Origin of the sequence: Amycolatopsis ponsaeliensis, from assembly GCF_030182635.1 — a bacterium.
In the GTDB taxonomy this organism is placed as follows: domain Bacteria; phylum Actinomycetota; class Actinomycetes; order Mycobacteriales; family Pseudonocardiaceae; genus Amycolatopsis; species Amycolatopsis ponsaeliensis.
Genome location: NZ_JAPZLD010000001.1, coordinates 29,977 through 46,688, shown reverse-complemented (window position 1 = coordinate 46,688; position 16,712 = coordinate 29,977). Strand labels below are relative to the sequence as shown.

Below are 16,712 nucleotides of genomic sequence, written 5' to 3'. Positions count from 1 at the left end.
CGCACGCGTGCCGCACGATGGGGCGGTGGAGGTCCAGCCGGTTCCCTACCCCTTCGCGCCCGCCGTGGCGCTGCGGCTCCACCCGCGGTTCGCCGAGCTGCGCAAGTCCGAAGCGCCGGTCCGCGTCACGATGCCCTACGGCGGCGACGCCTGGCTGGTGACGCGCTACGAGCAGACGCGGTTCGTGCTGTCGGACCCACGGTTCTCGCGCGCCGCGGCGGCCGGGGCGGACGTGCCGCGCGGACGTCCCGGCTTCGAACCGGCGGGCAACCTGCTGGCCATGGACCCGCCCGAGCACGACCGGATCCGGGCGCTGGTGGCCAAGGCGTTCACCGGCCGGCGGGTGGAGCTGCTCCAGCCCCGGATCCGGGAAATCGTCGACACGCTCCTCGACGGCATCGACCCGCCCGCCGACTTCGCCTCGTCGGTGGCGTGGGAGCTGCCCGTGCAGGTGATCAGCGAGCTGCTCGGCGTGCCGCCGGGCGAGCGCCGGATGGTGCGCGAGTGCACCGAAACGCTGGTCGCCTCGGGCGGAACCGTCACCCCCGCGGACGTCACCGAAGCTCGCGGAAGGCTGGCGGGCGCGCTGAACACGCTGATCGCGCAGCGCCGGGCAGAGCCTGCCGACGACCTGCTGACCGCGCTCGTCGCGGCCCGCGACGACGGAGACCGCCTGACGGACAACGAACTGCTCATGCTCGGCGTGGCGCTGCTGGCCGGTGGCCACGAGACCACGGCGAACCTGACCGGCAGCTTCCTGGTGGAGCTGCTGTCCGACCGGGAACGGTGGACGGCGCTCGTCGCGCGTCCCGAGCTGATCCCGTCGGCGGTGGAGGAGCTGCTGCGGTTCGTGCCGCTGGTGACGGTCGCGGATCTCGCGCGGATCGCCCAGGAGGATCTCGAGATCGGCGGTCAGGCCATCCGGGCCGGCGACGCGGTCCTGGTCCAGCTGGACTCGGCCAACCGCGACGAATCGGTGTTCGCCTCCGCCGGGGACCTGGACTTCGGGCGCAAGGTCAACCACCATGTCGCGTTCGGCTTCGGCGTGCATCACTGCGTCGGGGCGCCGCTGGCGAGGCTGGAGCTGCGCGTCCTGCTGACGACGCTGGTCCGTCGCCTGCCGGACCTGCGCCTCGCGGTCTCCGCGAAGGACCTCGCGTGGCGCCGCGACGGATTGATGCGTGGCGTCACGAGCCTGCCCGTCACCTGGTAGCGGACCCCGACGGCGGCGCCGGCGGCCTCGGGTGCCTGGATGCGCGCCGCCTGGGTCCGGCTGCGGATGCAGGGGGTGCGGAACCGGCCGTTCGTCCGGTTCCGGGATGGCAAGCCCGGCAAGATCCTGCCGGCCACCGGCCGGGCCATCGACTTCGAACAGATCCGCGGACGCGTGTCCGCGCCGATCCGGGAATCGCCGTCAGGTCAGCCGGATGCGTACCCGCTGCGCTTCTTCCGGTACGTCGAGCCAGACCCGCAGCCGGGCTACCCCCGGCGGCGCCGGGTAGTGGTGGCGGAATTCCTCACCGACCATGTCCGCCACCTCGAACCCGTCCCGCAGGATCCGGAGTGGGCCGTCGAAGACGCAGGTTCCCTCGTCTTCGCCGTCGTCCAGTGAGACACCGACATCCACCGGCTCGGCACCTCCCTGCGCGACAGCGACGACGACGCATTCTTCGTGACTGTCCACGAGCGAACCCGACGGATCCCTTTCGGGAATACCGATGGACGAGCCCACGGATTCGACCCGAAGCAGGCCCCACGGCACGTCGACGCTGAATCTGTCCATGTCCCCAGCCAACCACGCGGAGCCGGCCAAGAGCTCACGGAGCACCGCTCAAGTGTCGAAGCGCAGGTACACCGTGCGGTGGTAGTCGCCCGTGCCCGTGTTCGGGCGGCTCTCCGGGCCCAGCGACGCGACTCCGTGGAACTTGTTGCCGATCGGCGCGATCCCGTCCAGGAAGGAGATCCCGCCGGCCGGGTAGGTGACCACCGCGTTCTGCGGATCGGGTCCCACCGCCGGGGTGAACAGCCGCAGGTACAAGCCCTCTTCCGCGGCGACCACCGTGACCGCGCCTTCGGTCGTGTCCAGTACCGCCCAGCAGGTCCGCGCGTGGTAGCCCTTGAACTCCGGGTAGGCGAACCCGCTCGCCCCGGTCGCGGTGTCGTTGTACGGCTTGCTCCAGACGTCGGGCTGCACGCCGCGCAGCCGGTTCTTGTACACGCGGTACGGCCCGTCCCCGAGCCACGTCATGCCCCGGACGTTCGCCTCCGGGTAGTCGAAGTTCACGCCGAGGTGGTCGTGGTCGCCGGTGGCGCGGTAGCGGTATTCCAGCCGCAGCCAGCCGTTGGCGTCCAGGCGCCAGCGCACGGACGTCAGGTCGCCGCTGTAGTCGGCCTGCACGACCCAGCCGGTGCCGTCGCGGAAGTGGCTGAATGCCGTGAGCGTCGCCGTCCCGCCGGCCGGGGCGGGACCGTTGGCCAGCGACACCGGGGAGCCGCCGCGGCGCACGCCGTTCAGCCGTCCGTCGGATTTGCCGATGGTGACCCGGGTTGCGCCGGCGACGAGCGTGACGTCCGTGGCGGTCTCGGCCGCGGTGACGCTGCCCGTGGTCGCCGGTTTCACCAGCCGCGCGGTGAAGTCCGGCGCCTTGCGGATGCGCCACGTCCAACCGGCGATCTCCCGGCCGGTCGGATCGGTCACGCTCAGCCGGAGCGCGTCGGCGCCGGTCCAGTCGGCGGGCAGGCCGAGCGTCACCGCGCCCGTCGCCCCCGGCGCGACGTCCGGCCCGCCAGTCTGACCCTGGGACAGGACCTGGTGGCCGGTTCCCGCGCCGGGCAACGGAAAGGCCAGCAGCTGCCAGGTGCACCGGCACTGCCGCAGGTTCGTGAAGTCGTACCGGTTGACGAGCTTCACGGTCTTGTCGAACGACGCCGGGAACACCGAGTCGTAGTAGGCGGGACTGGCCAGCTGGACCGGCGACCAGATGTCCTTGATCGTGAAGAAGCTGCCTTCCTTTTCGCGGTACGGGCCGAGGATGCCGTCGGGGGCCCGGCTGCCGTTCGTGTCGAGGGCGCCACCGCGGTCGTCGCGCGCGACGCTTTCGTCGACCAGCGCCCAGATGAACCCGCCCGCCGAGCGCTGGGCGCCGCCCATGAGCTTCCAGTAGTCGTTCAGCCCGGCTCCGGCGCCGCCGTCGTAGAGGCCGTGCAGGAACTCGGTCGGCATGAAGATCGTGCCGGCGGCGGCCTTGCTCACGGTGCTGCTGTAGGTCTGGTAGTGGCTGGTGTCGATACCGCCGAACGTCGTCCACGGGTGCAGCACCGCCCGCCGCTGCGGGTCGTACAGCCCGAAGTCGTCGTCCAGCGCGGTGTTCCAGCCGCCTTCGTTGCCGTTGTCCCAGAACAGGATCGACGGGTGGTTGACGTCGCGCTCCACCAGCGCCTCGACCAGCGGGGCGCCGACACCCTCGTCGTAGTGGCGCTGCCAGCCGGTCAGCTCGTCCAGGACGTAGAGCCCGAGCTCGTCGCAGAGGTCGAGGAAGAACGCGTCCGGCGGGTAGTGCGACATCCGGACGGCGTTCATGTTCATGTCCTTCATCAGCCCGATGTCCAGCCGGGCGAGGCGAGGACTGGACGCCCGGCCGGACGTCGGCCAGAAGGTGTGCCGGTTCGCTCCTTTGAGGACGATCCGCTTCCCGTTGACATAAACGCCGTCACCGGGCCGGACCTCGATCGTGCGGAAGCCGAAGCGCTCGACTGTGCTGTGCAAGGGCACGCCGGTGGCACTCGCGAGCGTCAGCTCGACCCGGTACAGGTTCGGCGTTTCGGCCGTCCACAGCAAGGGTTGCGCCGCGGTGGTGGTCAAGGTCGCGCCGGTGGCGCCGCTCGCGACGGCGACCGAAACGGCCCCGCCGACGGCCGTGCCGTCGAGCCGGCGCAGCTGCGCGGTCAGCCGGGCCGCCGCGGTCAGCCCGGCGAGTGTGACCTGGGCGGCGAAAGTCCCGTCCGCGCGGGCGTCGATCGCGACGCGGTCGATCCGGGCGGCCGGGTACGCCTCCAGTGACACCGGCCGGAAGAGCCCGCCGAAGTTCCAGAAGTCGCCGCGGCGCTCGGCGTCGTTCACCGAGTTGTCCGCCGATTCCTTGCTGACGGTCACTTCGAGCAGGTTCGGCTCGCCGAGCCGCAGCAGGGTCGTGACGTCGTAGCGGAAGCGGTAGAAGCCGCCCTGGTGCACCGGTCCCGCCGAGACGCCGTTGACCCGCACGTCGGCGTCGGTCATCGCGGCCTCGAACACCAGGAAGATCCGGCGCCCGGCCCAGGACGCCGACGGCGTGAACCGGTGCCGGTAGTTACCCTTCTCCGCCGGGACGAGGTCGCCGCCGTAGTGGTAGCTGCCGAAGCCGTGGCACTCCCAGTTCGACGGCGTCGGGATCGTGGCCTGCTCCCCCGCGCGCCGGCCGGCCGTGACCTGGAAGTCCCAGTCGACGGTGTGGTCGGCGTCGCTGCCGGTGAGCAGCATGGTCTCCGTTGCCGGGCCGGTTCCGGCCGCCGAAGCGACTCCGGACGCCGGCAGTGCGGCGGCCACACCGGCCGCGCTGATCGCCAGCGCCTGACGACGGGTGAGCTCCACCAGACCTCCCGAGTCCGATCTGATATATGACACACCGTACAACGGGCAATCACCGACCGAGCGGACAAGGAGCCGGACAAGTCTTGACGGCCGGTCGTGGTCCCACCACAGTGGTGCGGCACTCCGGCCCCTCCCGCGGTCTCCGATCCACCGTGAAAGGTAGGAGAATGGTCTCCTCGAGCACCCTCCGGCGACTGCGTCTCGGTGTCCTGGCCGCGGTGATCGCCGCGGCCGCGCTGGTCGCGCCCACCGCGACCGCCGCCGCCGGCTCGACCGTGGTCGGCGTGGCCTCCGGGCGGTGCCTGGACGTCGTCGGCAACAGCACGGCGTCGAAAACGCGCGTCAACATCTACGACTGCAACGGGCAAGCCAACCAGGCGTGGACGTTCACGCCGGCGGGCGAACTCCGGGTGTATGACGCCGCGATGTGCCTCGACGTCGCCGGCGCGAGCACCACTTCCCCGGCCGACGCGCAGATCTACCCGTGCAACGGCGGGGCCAACCAGAAGTGGCGGATCACCGCCGACGGCACCATCACGGGCGTGCAGTCGGGCCTCTGCCTGGACGTCACCGCGGCGGGCACCGCGAACAGCACCCTCGTCGGGCTGTGGACCTGCAACGGCGGCGGCAACCAGAAGTGGCGCACCTCCCTCGGCGACGCCCAGCCGCCGAGCGTGCCGGGCAACCCGCGGGTGAGCGACCTGGTCTGCGACGCCGTGACGTTCTCGTGGAACGCCGCCACCGACAACGTGAGTGTCGCGTTCTACGACGTCTACCACGACGGCCAGCAGATGAAGTCGGTGAGCGGGAGCACGCTGTCGACGAGCCTCACCGTGGTCGGCGGCGTCACCTGGGGCCTGTACGTCAACGCCCGCGACGCCGCGGGCAACGTCTCGCAGGCCAGTGCCACGGTGCCGATCACGCCGCCGCAGTGCCAGCCGGACACCCAGGCGCCGAGCGCGCCCACCGGGCTCACCGGCAGCGCGTCCGGCACCACGGTGACCCTGAACTGGACCGCGGCGACGGACAACATCGGCGTGCGGGCGTACGACGTCTACCGCGGCGGCGCCAAGGTCGGCACGGTCACCGGGACCGCCACCGCGCCGCCCGCGACCACGTTCGTGGACAGCGGGCTGGCGGCGAACACGAGCTACCAGTACCACGTCGTCGCGCGTGACGCGCAGGCGAACGTGTCGGCGCCGAGTGCGTCGACGACCGTGACCACCGGCGCGGCCTGCGGCGACTCGGTGTGCGCGGTGACGCAGATCGCGGGCGACACCGACATCCCGTGGGGCCTGGTGACCCTGCCGGACGGAACGATCCTCTACACCCGGCGCGACGCCCACGACATCGTCCACCTGAACCCCGCCACCGGGGCCAAGACCAGCGTGGGCACGGTCCCCGGCGTGGACAACACCGACGGCGAAGGCGGGCTGCTCGGCCTGGCCGTCTCGACCGGTTTCGCCGGCGACCACTGGCTGTACATCATGCACACGTCGCCGTCGGACAACCGGATCGTGCGGATCAAGCTGGCGAACGACCAGCTCGACACGGCGTCGGAGCAGGTCTTGCTCAGTGGCTTGCTGCGCAACAAGTTCCACAACGGCGGGCGGCTGCGCTTCGGCCCCGACGGCAAGCTCTACGCCAGCACCGGCGACGCCCAGAACGGCGACAACGCGCAGAACAAGACCAGCCTCAACGGCAAGATCCTGCGGATCAACCCGGACGGCAGCGTGCCTTCGGACAACCCCTTCGGCAACCAGGTGTGGAGCTACGGCCACCGCAACCCGCAGGGGCTGGCGTTCGACTCGCAGGGCCGGTTGTGGGAGCAGGAGTTCGGCAACGCGGTGATGGACGAGACCAACCTGATCACCAAGGGCGGCAACTACGGCTGGCCGGCGTGCGAAGGCACGTCCGGGACGTGCGGCACCGCGGGTTTCCTCGCGCCCAAGCGGACGTATTCGACGGCGGACGGTTCCTGCTCCGGCATCGCGATCGTCCGTGATGTGCTTTACGTCGCCTGCGAACGCGGGACCCGGATGTACCGGGAGGTGATCAGCGGCAGCGACTTGACGGACGTCCAGGCGTACTTCAACGGCACGTACGGCCGGCTGCGCACGGTGGAACCCGCACCGGACGGCGGCCTGTGGCTGACGACGACCAACAATGGGGACAAGGACAGCATCCCCGACAACAGCGATGAGAAGATCTTCCACGTCGCGCTGGGCGGGTAACCACGGGGTGTTTCAGACTGGGCGTGATCGACGACCCCGCCCGATGGCACGTCAAGCCAGGAGCCACCCAGCCATGACCGGCCACCACCGCACCAGCCGCACATTCGTCGCCGTGGCCGTGGGCCTCACCGTGAGCTGTTCACCCAGCCCGCCGCCGGCGCCCTCGGTGTCCATCCCACCCATTCCCGGAACCGGGCTCGCCGGCGCCGCCCGATTCCGTACCGACCCTTGCGCCGCCGTCACCATCGAGCAGCTCGACGACCTCGGGTTCACCGGCGGTGACCGCAGCATCGACGGCGGCCGGTGCGTCACCAAGTTCGGGCCCGTCGCCAGCGTCGACACCGTCAACCGCGGCAACAGCCTCACCACGCTCTACCTCGAGCACGCTCGCGGCCACGACACCGGCAACCACTGGGAACCCATCACCGTCGACACCATTCACCCCGCCGTCATTGTCGCCATCGACGACAACGTCCCCGGCAAACAAGCCGACGGCCCCCTCGGCTGCACCCTCGCCCTCGCCGCCGACAACACCACCCTCGTCTACATCACCGCCGCCACCTACGCGAAGCCCGAGACCGGTCCGTGGCAGCACGACCCTTGCGGCGCCGCCCGGAAGATCGCCGAACTCGCCGTCCACAACCTCAAGACCTGACTCCCGTACGAGCGGCGCCCGCCCGGCCCGGCGATTATTCCCACCACCGGCGCCGTCCCAGCAGCTGGCCTTTTCCGCCCGAACCGCGGAATCCGGCGCACACTGCGGAGACGAGCCGACAGGAGGGAACGCCGGGATGGCTTCAGGAACCGGACCACGGATCGCCGTCGCGCTGGACGGGGCGGGGTGGCACCCCGCCGCGTGGCGGGACCCCGCCGCACGGCCGCGGGAGCTGCTCGCCGCCGGCTACTGGGCCGACCTCGTCCGGGAGGCCGAGGCGGGCAAGCTGGACTTCGTCACCATCGAAGACTCCCTCGCCCTGCAGACGGTGAGCTACCTCGACCGGCCGGGCGAGCGGACCGACATCGTCCAGGGCCGGCTCGACGCGGTGCTCATCGCCGCCCGCGTCGCGCCGCTGACCTCGCACATCGGGCTCGTGCCGACCGCCGTGGTCACCCACACCGAGCCGTTCCACCTCTCGAAGGCGATCGCCACGCTCGACTACGTCAGCGGCGGCCGGGCGGGCGTCCGGGTGCAGGTCGCCGGCCGGGCCGACGACAACCGGCACTTCGGGCGCCGCGAGTTCGGTGAGTTCCGGCTCGAAGACTCCGCCGAACCGGACAAGGCGAGCGCCCTGGCCGACCTGTTCGACGAGGCGGCGGACTACGTCGAGGTCCTGCGCCGGCTCTGGGACAGCTGGGAGGACGACGCCGAGATCCGCGACGTCGCCACCGGCCGGTTCGTCGACCGCGAAAAGCTGCACTACATCGACTTCAACGGGCGCTGGTTCTCGGTGAAAGGCCCGTCCATCACGCCACGGCCACCCCAGGGCCAGCCCCCGGTGACGTCGCTCGCGCACGCCGCCATCCCCTACCGGCTCGCCGCCCGCTCGGCCGACGTCGTCTACGTGACGCCCTTCGACCGCGCCCAGGCCGCCACGATCGCCGCCGCCGTCCGGGACGAGCAGGACCGGGCCGGCCGCGGCGGGGAGACGCTGCACGTCTTCGGCGACGTCGTCGTGTTCCTCGGCGAGACCGAGCAGGCCGCCGCGGAGCGCAAAGCGCGGCTCGACGAGCTGGCGGGCGCGGAATACGCCTCCGACGCGTACGTCTTCACCGGCACCCCGGGCGGGCTGGCCGACCTGCTGCTCGACTGGCACCGCGCCGGGCTCTCGGGCTTCCGGCTGCGGCCGGGTGCCGTGCCGCACGACCTGACCGCGATCACCCGCGGCCTGGTCCCCGAACTGCGGTCGCGCGGAGCGTTCCGCACCGAGTACGAGGCCGGCACCCTGCGCGGGCTGCTCGGCCTCCCCCGTCCCGCCAACCGCTACGCCGCCGTCTGAGGAGGCCCCGAGATGACCCGCAAGCAGATCCACCTCGCGGCGCACTTCCCCGGCGTCAACAACACGACCGTGTGGAGCGACCCCGAAGCCGGCAGCCACATCGAGTTCAGCTCGTTCGTCAAGCTCGCGCAGACGGCCGAGCGCGCGAAGTTCGACTTCTTCTTCCTCGCCGAGGGCCTGCGGCTGCGCGAGCAGAACGGGCAGATCTACGACCTCGACGTCGTCGGCCGCCCGGACACCTTCACCGTCCTGTCCGCGCTGGCCGCGGTCACCGAACGGCTCGGCCTGGCCGGCACCATCAACTCGACGTTCAACGAACCGTACGAGGTGGCCCGCCAGTTCGCCTCCCTCGACCACCTCTCGGCGGGGCGAGCCGCGTGGAACGTCGTCACGTCGTGGGACGCCTTCACCGGCGAGAACTTCCGCCGCGGCGGGTTCCTCCCGCAGGATCAGCGCTACGACCGCGCCGAGACGTTCCTGCGCACCGCGTGGGAGCTGTTCGACTCGTGGCGCGGCGACGAGATCGCCGCCGACGCCGGGACCGGCGTGTTCCTGCGCGATCCCGAGGCGGGCGCCTTCGCCCACCACGACGCGCACTTCACCATCGAAGGCCGCTTCCCGGTGCCGCGCAGCCCGCAGGGCCGCCCGGTGATCATCCAGGCCGGCGACTCCGAGGAGGGACGCGAATTCGCCGCGGCCACCGCCGACGCGATCTTCAGCCGGTACGGCACCCTCGAAGCGGGGCAGGCGTTCTATTCCGACGTGAAGGGCCGGCTGGCGAAGTACGGCCGGACACCGGACCAGCTGGTGATCCTGCCCGCGGCGACGTTCGTCCTCGGCGACACCGACGCCGACGCCCACGAGCGCGCCCACGTCGTGCGGCGCCAGCAGGTCAGCGCGCAGACCGCGATCAAGTTCCTGGAGCAGGTCTGGAACACCGATCTGAGCGACCACGACCCGGACGGCCCGCTGCCGTCGACCGATCCCGTGGTCGACGGGTCCACGATCGCGCCCGGCCGCGCCAGCGTCCGCATGTACCGCGACCCGCTGGCCACCGCCCGCGAATGGCGGCAGCTGGCCGAGGCGAAGAACCTCTCCACCCGCGACCTGATCGTCGAGGTCACCGGCAGGCAGACGTTCATCGGCTCACCCGCGACCGTGGCGGCGGCGATCGACGACCTGGTCCAGGCCGACGCGAGCGACGGTTTCATCCTGGTCCCGCACGTCACGCCGGGCGGCCTCGACGCATTCGCCGACCAGGTCGTCCCGCTGCTGCAGGAGCGCGGCTCGTTCCGCACCGAGTACACCGGGACGACCCTGCGCGACCACCTCGGCCTGAGCAGCTCGGTCTAGGTCCCCGGGACGGCGCAAGGCTTGCCCGCCGTCAGCGAGCGGCTGGACGTCACGATGATGGCGTCCAGCCGCTCTCGGGTCGCCGTCATCTCCTGGACGCGCTCCTCGATGCGGTCGCGTTCGGCGGTCAGCCGGTCCAGCAGCTCCGGGGTGACCTCGCCGGTCACCACGCACGGCAGGATGCCCAGGATCGTCCGGCTCGACAGTCCCGCCGCGTAGAGCTGCTGGATCAGCTCGACGCGGCCGACCGCGGCGGCCGGGTACTGCCGCTGGCCACTGGGGCTGCGCTCCGAAACCAGCAGGTCCCGCTCCTCGTAGTACCGCAGCGCCCGGACGCTCACGCCCGTCTTCGCGGCCAGCTCCCCGATCCGCATGACATTCGATCCTTGCCTCTGACGTCAACGTCAGGTTTTAGCGTACCCGGCATGACCGAACCGCACGGAACCCACGAACCCCGCTTCGCCTCCGTCCACGACGCGCTGCGGCGCAACCTCGCCTCGGGCGCGGAGCTGGGCGCGTCCCTCGTCGTCGACATCGACGGTGAAGTCGTGCTCGACCTGTGGGGCGGCTTCCGCGACGAAGCACGCACCACGCCGTGGGACCGGGACACCATCACCAACGTCTGGTCGACCACCAAGACCGTCGTCAGCCTGGCGGCCCTGATGCTCGTGGACCGCGGCGAACTCGACGTGCACGCACCGGTCGCCCGGTACTGGCCCGAATTCGCCGCGAACGGCAAGGAGCACGTCGAGGTCCGCCACCTGCTCTCCCACACGTCCGGGGTGTCCGGGCTGGAGCAGCCCGCCGCGCTGGAGGGCCTCTACGACTGGGACAAGACGACGGCCCGGCTCGCCGCGCAGGCGCCGTGGTGGGCACCCGGCACCGCTTCGGGCTATCACGCCACCAATTTCGGCCACCTGGCCGGCGAGGTGATCCGGCGGGTCAGCGGCAAGACCGTCAAGCAGTTCGTGGCCGAGGAGATCGCCGGCCCGCTGGACGCCGACTTCCGGATCGGCGCCGCGGAAGCGGACTGGCCCCGGATCGCGCCCATCGTGCCGCCCCCGCCCGCGCAGTTCGACCCCGAGCCGGGCAGTGTCATGGCCAGGACCCTGAGCGGCCCGGCCGTCGACGCGGCCATCGCCAACACCGCGGCGTGGCGCCACGCGGACATCGGCGCGGTGAACGGCCACGGCAACGCCCGCTCGGTCGCCCGGATGCTCTCGGCGCTCGCCCTCGGCGGCACGGTCGGCGGCGTCCGCCTGCTCGGCCCGGACACGATCGACCTCGTCTTCGCCGAACAGGCGAACGGGACCGACCTCGGCCTGGGAATCCCGCTGCGCTGGGGCATCGGCTACGCACTCTCCCGGCCCGACGCGGTGCCGTGGGTCCCCGACGGCAAGGTCTGCTTCTGGGGCGGCTGGGGTGGTTCGGTGATCCTCACGGACCTCGACCGGCGCCTGACGATCTCCTACGTGATGAACAAGATGGCGCCCGGCATCATCGGCTCCGACCGCAGCACCACCTACGTCGACGCGATCTACCGCGCACTCCGCTGAGCCGTCTCCGGCTGACCGGACGTCGCACGACCCGGCGGCGGATCGCCGCGATCGGGGGCGCACGATTCACCCGTTTGCCCCCGCGTTGTACGTTGTGATCAAGCCGTCAGCGCCGATGGGACACCCTTCGCCGCACGCGGCCAGGAGGCATTGTGCTGGAAGCGCTGGGCATGACTCCCGACGAAGAACGGGTCTACCGCGTGATCGTCGGCGGGTACCGGACCGCCCCCGGCGAGATCGCGGGCCAGGCCGGCGTGAACCGGGGCGAGGTGGACCCGATCCTGGAGGTCCTGCTGGCGAAGGGACTCGTCAGCAAGGCCGGCGAGTACTACACGTCCGCGCCGCCGGACGTCTCGCTCGGCCCGCTGCTGGTGCACGGCCAGGAGAAGCTCGAGGCCGCCCGGGCCGCGGTGTCCCAGCTCGCCGAGGAGTACCGCGGCAGCGCGCGGCGGCGTGACTCCGCGCAGCTCGTCGAGGTCATCACCGGGGTCGACGCGATCCGGCGGCAGGCACTCGCCATCCAGCGCGGGGCCCGCGAAGAGTCGCTGTGGTTCTGCCTGGAGGGCAACGTCGCGATGGCGGCGTCGGAGAACGTCGAGGAGGCGCTGGCGCAGGCCCGCGGCGTGCGCTACCGCGTGATCTACGAGACCGGCCTGCTCGAGGAACCCGGCCGGATCGTCAACGTCCTGGAGGGGATCGAGGGCGGCGAGATCGCCCGCTCGATCTCGAAACTGCCGGTGCGCCTGGCCATCTCCGACCGCTCGGTGGCCCTGTGCCCGCTGGTCAGCCACGACAGCACGGGCGAGCCCACCGCCGCGCTCGTCCGGGAAAGCAGCCTGCTGTCCGCGCTGGTCGCGTTGTTCGAGGTCTACTGGGAACGCGCGTCGCCGCTGCGGATCGGCGACACCGCGCCCACGAGCCACCTCGACCCCGACGAACGGCGGCTGCTGTCGCTGCTCATCGGCGGGGTCAGCGACAAGTCGATCGCGACGCAGCTGGACGTCAGCTACCGGACCGTCCAGCGGCGCCTGCAGGACCTGATGCGCCGGGTCAACGTCCGCACCCGGATGCAGCTGGCCTGGCAGGCGAGCAAACTCGGCTGGCTGGACGAGCCGAGCCCCGGGTACCTCCTGCCGCGTGACGGCGGAAGGCACCCGGACCCCTTGAGCGACGCTATTTCTGGCTGAGCCCGTACGCCCGGATCACCGTCTGGTCGACGATGTCGCCCGCGTTGTCGGTGGCCTGCACCCGCAACGCGACGTACTTGTTCGTGGCACCGAGCGACGGGTGGTCGATCGTGGCCTCATAGGACTTCCCGGCGCGCTTGACGTCGACCGTGCGCCAGGTCTTGCCGTCGTCGTAGGACACCCAGGCCTTCATCGACCGCACGTCCGGCGCGGCCATCCCGTCCTGGAGCCGTGCGGTCAGGCCGATCTTCGCCTTGCGGCCGGCCGGAAGCCGGTTGCCGGCGTCGGCGTCCACCGCGTAGTCCAGCTGCAGCAGCGGAAGCAGCGCCGGTGCCGCCGACCGTGCCGAGCGGAACGTCCACGACGTCTGCGTGCTGGTGCCGAACAGCCACTCCGGCGAATCGCGCCGCACCGCCAGGTCGAGCCGGTAGATCGCCGGGTCCGCGCCGGCCGGGAAGGTGCCGAACGCGTAGGGCTGTTCCGACACGAGCTTGCCGTCACGGAACAGTTTCGCCGACGTCGTGGCCGGGGCGGCCTGGTCGTCGCCCTCGTTGAAGCCGTAGTGACCGGCCTGGCTGTCGACGAACTCCGGGACCTGGATCCGGAACTTGTCGCCCTCACGGGCCGAGTCCATGCCCGGCACGCCCCGCGGGATGGCGGGCCGCACGACCGGCGCGAACCAGTCCTCGGTCAGGTTCTCCTTGCCCGTGTAGGTGCGCGGCGCCGAGGTCATGCCGCCGTCGAGCGGCGACATCTCGTCCCAGACCAGGCCGTGCTTGACCCGGTGCTGCCACAGGATGTCCCCGGAGCTGACGTACTCCTCCCGCGTGGACGGCGTCGTCACGTACCGCTGGTACTCGTTGACGGCGAAGTCCTGCCACGGCTTCCACGCGAACCGCTGTTCCTTGGCCTCACCGCCGCTGCCGGTCTGGCGGTAGTGGGTGGTGACGGTCGCGGTGTTCGCCGCCGTGACCTGGTGGACGAGCTTCTCCGGGATCCGGTCGTGCTCGGTCTGCACCACGTCGTAGAGGTACGGGCTGACCGCGATCCCCTGCAGGCTCAGGAAAGTCGGGAAGCGCTTGATCTTGGCGAGGAGCGCCAAGCCGTCGTCCCGGTCGAGCTGGACGGTCGGGATCGTCAGGTACGGCGCCGCGCTGATCGACGGCACCGCGGCGGTGCCCCAGCCGTCCGGCACGGTGATGAAGACCATCGCCGCCCCGGCGTCCGCCGCGGCGCGGGAGACCTCGTCCCGGTTGTAGTCCGCCGGGTCCGGGTCGACGATCGCGGCCTTCCCGCGCACGTTCGCCTTCTTGAAGTCCGCCGGTTTGCCCGCACCCGCGGAGACGGCTTGCTGCAGCCGCCAGCCGTCCAGCTTGGGCGACCCGGCGAGGTAGCGGGTCGTGAGCGGACCGCGGCTACCCAGGACGTTCGCCGTCAACGGCGGCGCGATCCTCGACCAGCGGGAACCGAACTCGAAGGCCCCGGTCGTCACCTTCGGCGTCGGGGTGACCCAGAGTTCGCGGGTGTAGTCGAACTGCATGGCGTAGTTCGCGATCTTGCGCGGACCGAGCTCCCGGTAGGTGTAGTAGCTCCAGATCCCGGCTTGTTCCGACGGTTTCGGGGTCTCGATCTGCACCTTCACCGCCTTGCGGGCGTCCAGCACGATGGTCGTGTCGCCGGTGATCCGGATCTCCGGCTGGACGACCTGGTAGACGTAGTCGCTGCTCTGGACGCCGTTGACCTGCGCGGTCAGGTAGTACACGCCCGCGCCGAGTTCGGTCGTCATGCTGCCTGCCATCGCGGTGTTGACGTCGAAGCGGTAGTCCTCGCCGTACATCAGCAGCCACGGCACGAGGGCCGGTTTGCCCTGCAGGTCGAGTGCGGTGACGGTGACCTTGTGCTTCGGCGCGGTCTTGTCCGCACCGAGCGAGGTGTGCGCGACGACCCCGTCGGCGGTCGCGGTGAGCCGCCCGCTGTAGGTACCCGCCGCCAGTTTCGCAGGATCGCCGGTGAGCGTGACGCTCGCCTGGCCGCCGGCCGGGACGTCCACAGTGGATTTGTCGAGCCGGATCCCGTCGGCGGCGGGGACACCGGCGAGGGACTTGGCGTCGAGGGCGAGCTTCAGCGAGACCGGCGTGGTGCCGGCGTTGGTGTAGGTGACCACTTTGGACACCGGGGCCTTGCCGTCCTCGACCGCGCCGAGGTCGAGCGTGCCGGTGGCGAACACCTTCTGCTTCACCGCGCGCGCCACGTCGACCCGGCCACCACCCTGCTCGAACACCGAAAGTCCGTTGGCGGTCAGGGAGGTGCTGGACAGCGCGTCCTTCAGTTGCCTGCCCGTCCAGTCGGGGTGCTGCTGGGCGAGGATCGCCGCCGCGCCCGCGACGTGCGGCGTCGCCATCGAGGTGCCGGAAGCGGCGGTGTAGTGGTCGTCGACGACGTCACCCATGGCGGTCCCCGCGGCGCGGGCGGCGACGATGCCGACGCCGGGCGCGGTGATGTCGGGCTTGACGGCGTTGTCGCCCAGGCGCGGGCCGCGGCTGGAGAACGGCGCCAAGCGCTCGTCACGGCCGACCGCGCCGACGGTCAGCGCGGCTTCGGCGGTGCCGGGCGAGCCGATCGTGTAGGCGCCCAGTTCGCCGTCGTTGCCGCCGGCCACCACGAAGAGCGTGCCGGTCTCGGCGCTGAGCGCTTCGAGCCCGAGGCTGAGCTCGTCGGTGCCGTCGGTCGGACCGCCGCCGAGGCTCATGTTGACCGCCTTGGCGCCGGAGTGCGCCGCCCACTCCATCCCGGCGAGGACCCAAGACTCGTAGCCGAAGCCGTCGTCGTCGAGCACCTTGCCGACGAGCAGTTTCGCGCCCGGCGCGGCACCCTTGAGCCGGCCGCCCGATGCGGCGCCGGAGCCCGCGATCGTCGAGGCGACGTGCGTGCCGTGGCCGAAGTGGTCGGTGGTGTCGGGGCTGGTCGTGAAGTTGACCGCCTCCTTCACGCGACCGGCGAGGTCGGGGTGGGTGGGGTCGTAGCCGGTGTCGAGCACCGCGACCGTGGTGCCAGTGCCGTCGTAGCCCGCGGCCCACGCCTCGGGGGCGCCGATCTGCGGGACGCTGCGGTCGAGGGAGGCACGAACCTTGCGGTCCAAGGAGATCCGCTCGATCGCGGTGCCCGCCGACGAGGCCCAGAACGCGGTGGCGTTGGCCTTGCTGGCCCGCGCGGAGCGGCCGTTGACGCTGGTCAGGGTCGCACCCAGCTCGGCCGCCGCCGGAGCCGCCTCGGCGGCGCGGAGGTCCGCGCCCTTGCGGTAGGTGAGGATCAGCGGGAGGGTCGCCGACCGCTCGTCGGCGTACCCCTCGGCGATCAGCTCGGTGACGTCGAACAGGGTCCGGTCGACCTGCTTCGAGCCCAGCCGCGGCGCGACGTCCTCGGGGAAGACGCTGAGGTGGCCGTCGACCTCCTGCTGGTGGAACCGGATCTTCTCCCGGCCCGGCGCGGGCTGGATGGTGGCGGCCTGCTTGCCGCCAGGCTGCCGTTCGACCTGGACGACGTCCCCGGTGAGCAGGGTGACCGAATGCCGTTCGACGCCCGCGGGCGAGGGCGCCGCTTTCGGGCCGGGGGCCGCGTTCGCGGCTCCGGCGGTGCCCGCGGCCAGGGTGCCGGCGCAGGCCAGGACCAGAACACGTGATCTCCAGTGCATCGCACCAGGCTCGCGCCGGCACCGTCATCCGTCACTAGGGCCGGCGCGTCCGAATCACGACACGTCG

At 71.4% G+C, this 16,712-nt stretch carries 11 protein-coding genes; 8 read left to right on the top strand and 3 right to left on the bottom strand.

Annotated elements, in window-relative coordinates; genetic code table 11:
* Positions 1-25 precede the first annotated feature (25 nt).
* Together QQ657_RS00190 and QQ657_RS00185 are read left to right on the top strand one after the other, a co-directional pair.
* On the top strand, positions 26-1,213 hold the full coding sequence (locus QQ657_RS00190) for a cytochrome P450 (RefSeq protein ID WP_284739921.1): 1,188 nt from the start codon (positions 26-28) through the stop codon (positions 1,211-1,213).
* Between the two features lie 39 nt (positions 1,214-1,252).
* Positions 1,253-1,612, top strand: coding sequence for a hypothetical protein (locus QQ657_RS00185; protein WP_284739920.1), 360 nt, complete (start codon positions 1,253-1,255; stop codon positions 1,610-1,612).
* Between the two features lie 219 nt (positions 1,613-1,831).
* Here the strand turns inward: QQ657_RS00185 and QQ657_RS00180 are convergent, their stop codons facing one another.
* On the bottom strand, positions 1,832-4,627 hold the full coding sequence (locus QQ657_RS00180) for a glycoside hydrolase family 2 TIM barrel-domain containing protein (protein ID WP_284739919.1): 2,796 nt from the start codon (positions 4,625-4,627) through the stop codon (positions 1,832-1,834).
* 167 nt (positions 4,628-4,794) lie between these two features.
* Between QQ657_RS00180 and QQ657_RS00175 the strand changes: the two genes are divergently transcribed.
* The 4 genes from QQ657_RS00175 to QQ657_RS00160 all read left to right on the top strand — a co-directional run bounded on the left by QQ657_RS00175 (position 4,795) and on the right by QQ657_RS00160 (position 10,211).
* Positions 4,795-6,861 carry a PQQ-dependent sugar dehydrogenase gene (locus tag QQ657_RS00175; RefSeq protein WP_284739918.1) on the top strand — a complete coding sequence of 689 codons (2,067 nt, stop codon included), beginning with the start codon at positions 4,795-4,797 and terminating at the stop codon, positions 6,859-6,861.
* Positions 6,862-6,934: 73 nt separating this feature from the next.
* The gene (locus QQ657_RS00170) at positions 6,935-7,516 is read left to right on the top strand and encodes a DUF3558 family protein (RefSeq protein ID WP_284739917.1); all 582 of its coding nucleotides are present in this window, start codon (positions 6,935-6,937) and stop codon (positions 7,514-7,516) included.
* A 136-nt stretch (positions 7,517-7,652) separates the two neighbouring features.
* Positions 7,653-8,858, top strand: a complete 1,206-nt coding sequence (locus tag QQ657_RS00165) for an LLM class flavin-dependent oxidoreductase (protein ID WP_284739916.1) — start codon at positions 7,653-7,655, stop codon at positions 8,856-8,858.
* A 12-nt stretch (positions 8,859-8,870) separates the two neighbouring features.
* A complete protein-coding gene (locus tag QQ657_RS00160) occupies positions 8,871-10,211 on the top strand; it encodes an NtaA/DmoA family FMN-dependent monooxygenase (protein ID WP_284739915.1) in 1,341 nt (446 codons plus the stop codon).
* Here QQ657_RS00160 and QQ657_RS00155 read toward each other — a convergent pair.
* Complete coding sequence (locus QQ657_RS00155) at positions 10,208-10,585, bottom strand: MerR family transcriptional regulator (RefSeq protein ID WP_284739914.1); 378 nt, start codon at positions 10,583-10,585, stop codon at positions 10,208-10,210. The two genes, QQ657_RS00160 and QQ657_RS00155, sit on opposite strands and share 4 nt — an antisense overlap.
* A 51-nt stretch (positions 10,586-10,636) precedes the next feature.
* Between QQ657_RS00155 and QQ657_RS00150 the strand changes: the two genes are divergently transcribed.
* Entirely contained in the window at positions 10,637-11,767 is a 1,131-nt protein-coding gene (locus tag QQ657_RS00150) for a serine hydrolase domain-containing protein (RefSeq protein WP_284739913.1), read from the top strand.
* Positions 11,768-11,919: 152 nt separating this feature from the next.
* On the top strand, positions 11,920-12,954 hold the full coding sequence (locus QQ657_RS00145) for a LuxR C-terminal-related transcriptional regulator (RefSeq protein WP_284739912.1): 1,035 nt from the start codon (positions 11,920-11,922) through the stop codon (positions 12,952-12,954).
* Here QQ657_RS00145 and QQ657_RS00140 read toward each other — a convergent pair.
* Positions 12,941-16,645: a S8 family serine peptidase gene (locus tag QQ657_RS00140; protein ID WP_284739911.1), complete on the bottom strand. Its 3,705-nt coding sequence runs from the start codon at positions 16,643-16,645 to the stop codon at positions 12,941-12,943. The two genes, QQ657_RS00145 and QQ657_RS00140, sit on opposite strands and share 14 nt — an antisense overlap.
* Positions 16,646-16,712 lie beyond the last annotated feature (67 nt).

What these genes read in the sequence shown, in the direction of transcription:
- QQ657_RS00185 (WP_284739920.1), top strand. Translation starts at nt 1,253, where the DNA reads ATGCGCGCCGCCTGGGTCCGGCTGCGGATGCAGGGGGTGCGGAACCGG.
- QQ657_RS00175 (WP_284739918.1), top strand. Translation starts at nt 4,795, where the DNA reads ATGGTCTCCTCGAGCACCCTCCGGCGACTGCGTCTCGGTGTCCTGGCC.
- QQ657_RS00170 (WP_284739917.1), top strand. Translation starts at nt 6,935, where the DNA reads ATGACCGGCCACCACCGCACCAGCCGCACATTCGTCGCCGTGGCCGTG.
- QQ657_RS00165 (WP_284739916.1), top strand. Translation starts at nt 7,653, where the DNA reads ATGGCTTCAGGAACCGGACCACGGATCGCCGTCGCGCTGGACGGGGCG.
- QQ657_RS00160 (WP_284739915.1), top strand. Translation starts at nt 8,871, where the DNA reads ATGACCCGCAAGCAGATCCACCTCGCGGCGCACTTCCCCGGCGTCAAC.
- QQ657_RS00155 (WP_284739914.1), bottom strand. Translation starts at nt 10,585, where the DNA reads ATGCGGATCGGGGAGCTGGCCGCGAAGACGGGCGTGAGCGTCCGGGCG.
- QQ657_RS00150 (WP_284739913.1), top strand. Translation starts at nt 10,637, where the DNA reads ATGACCGAACCGCACGGAACCCACGAACCCCGCTTCGCCTCCGTCCAC.
- QQ657_RS00140 (WP_284739911.1), bottom strand. Translation starts at nt 16,645, where the DNA reads ATGCACTGGAGATCACGTGTTCTGGTCCTGGCCTGCGCCGGCACCCTG.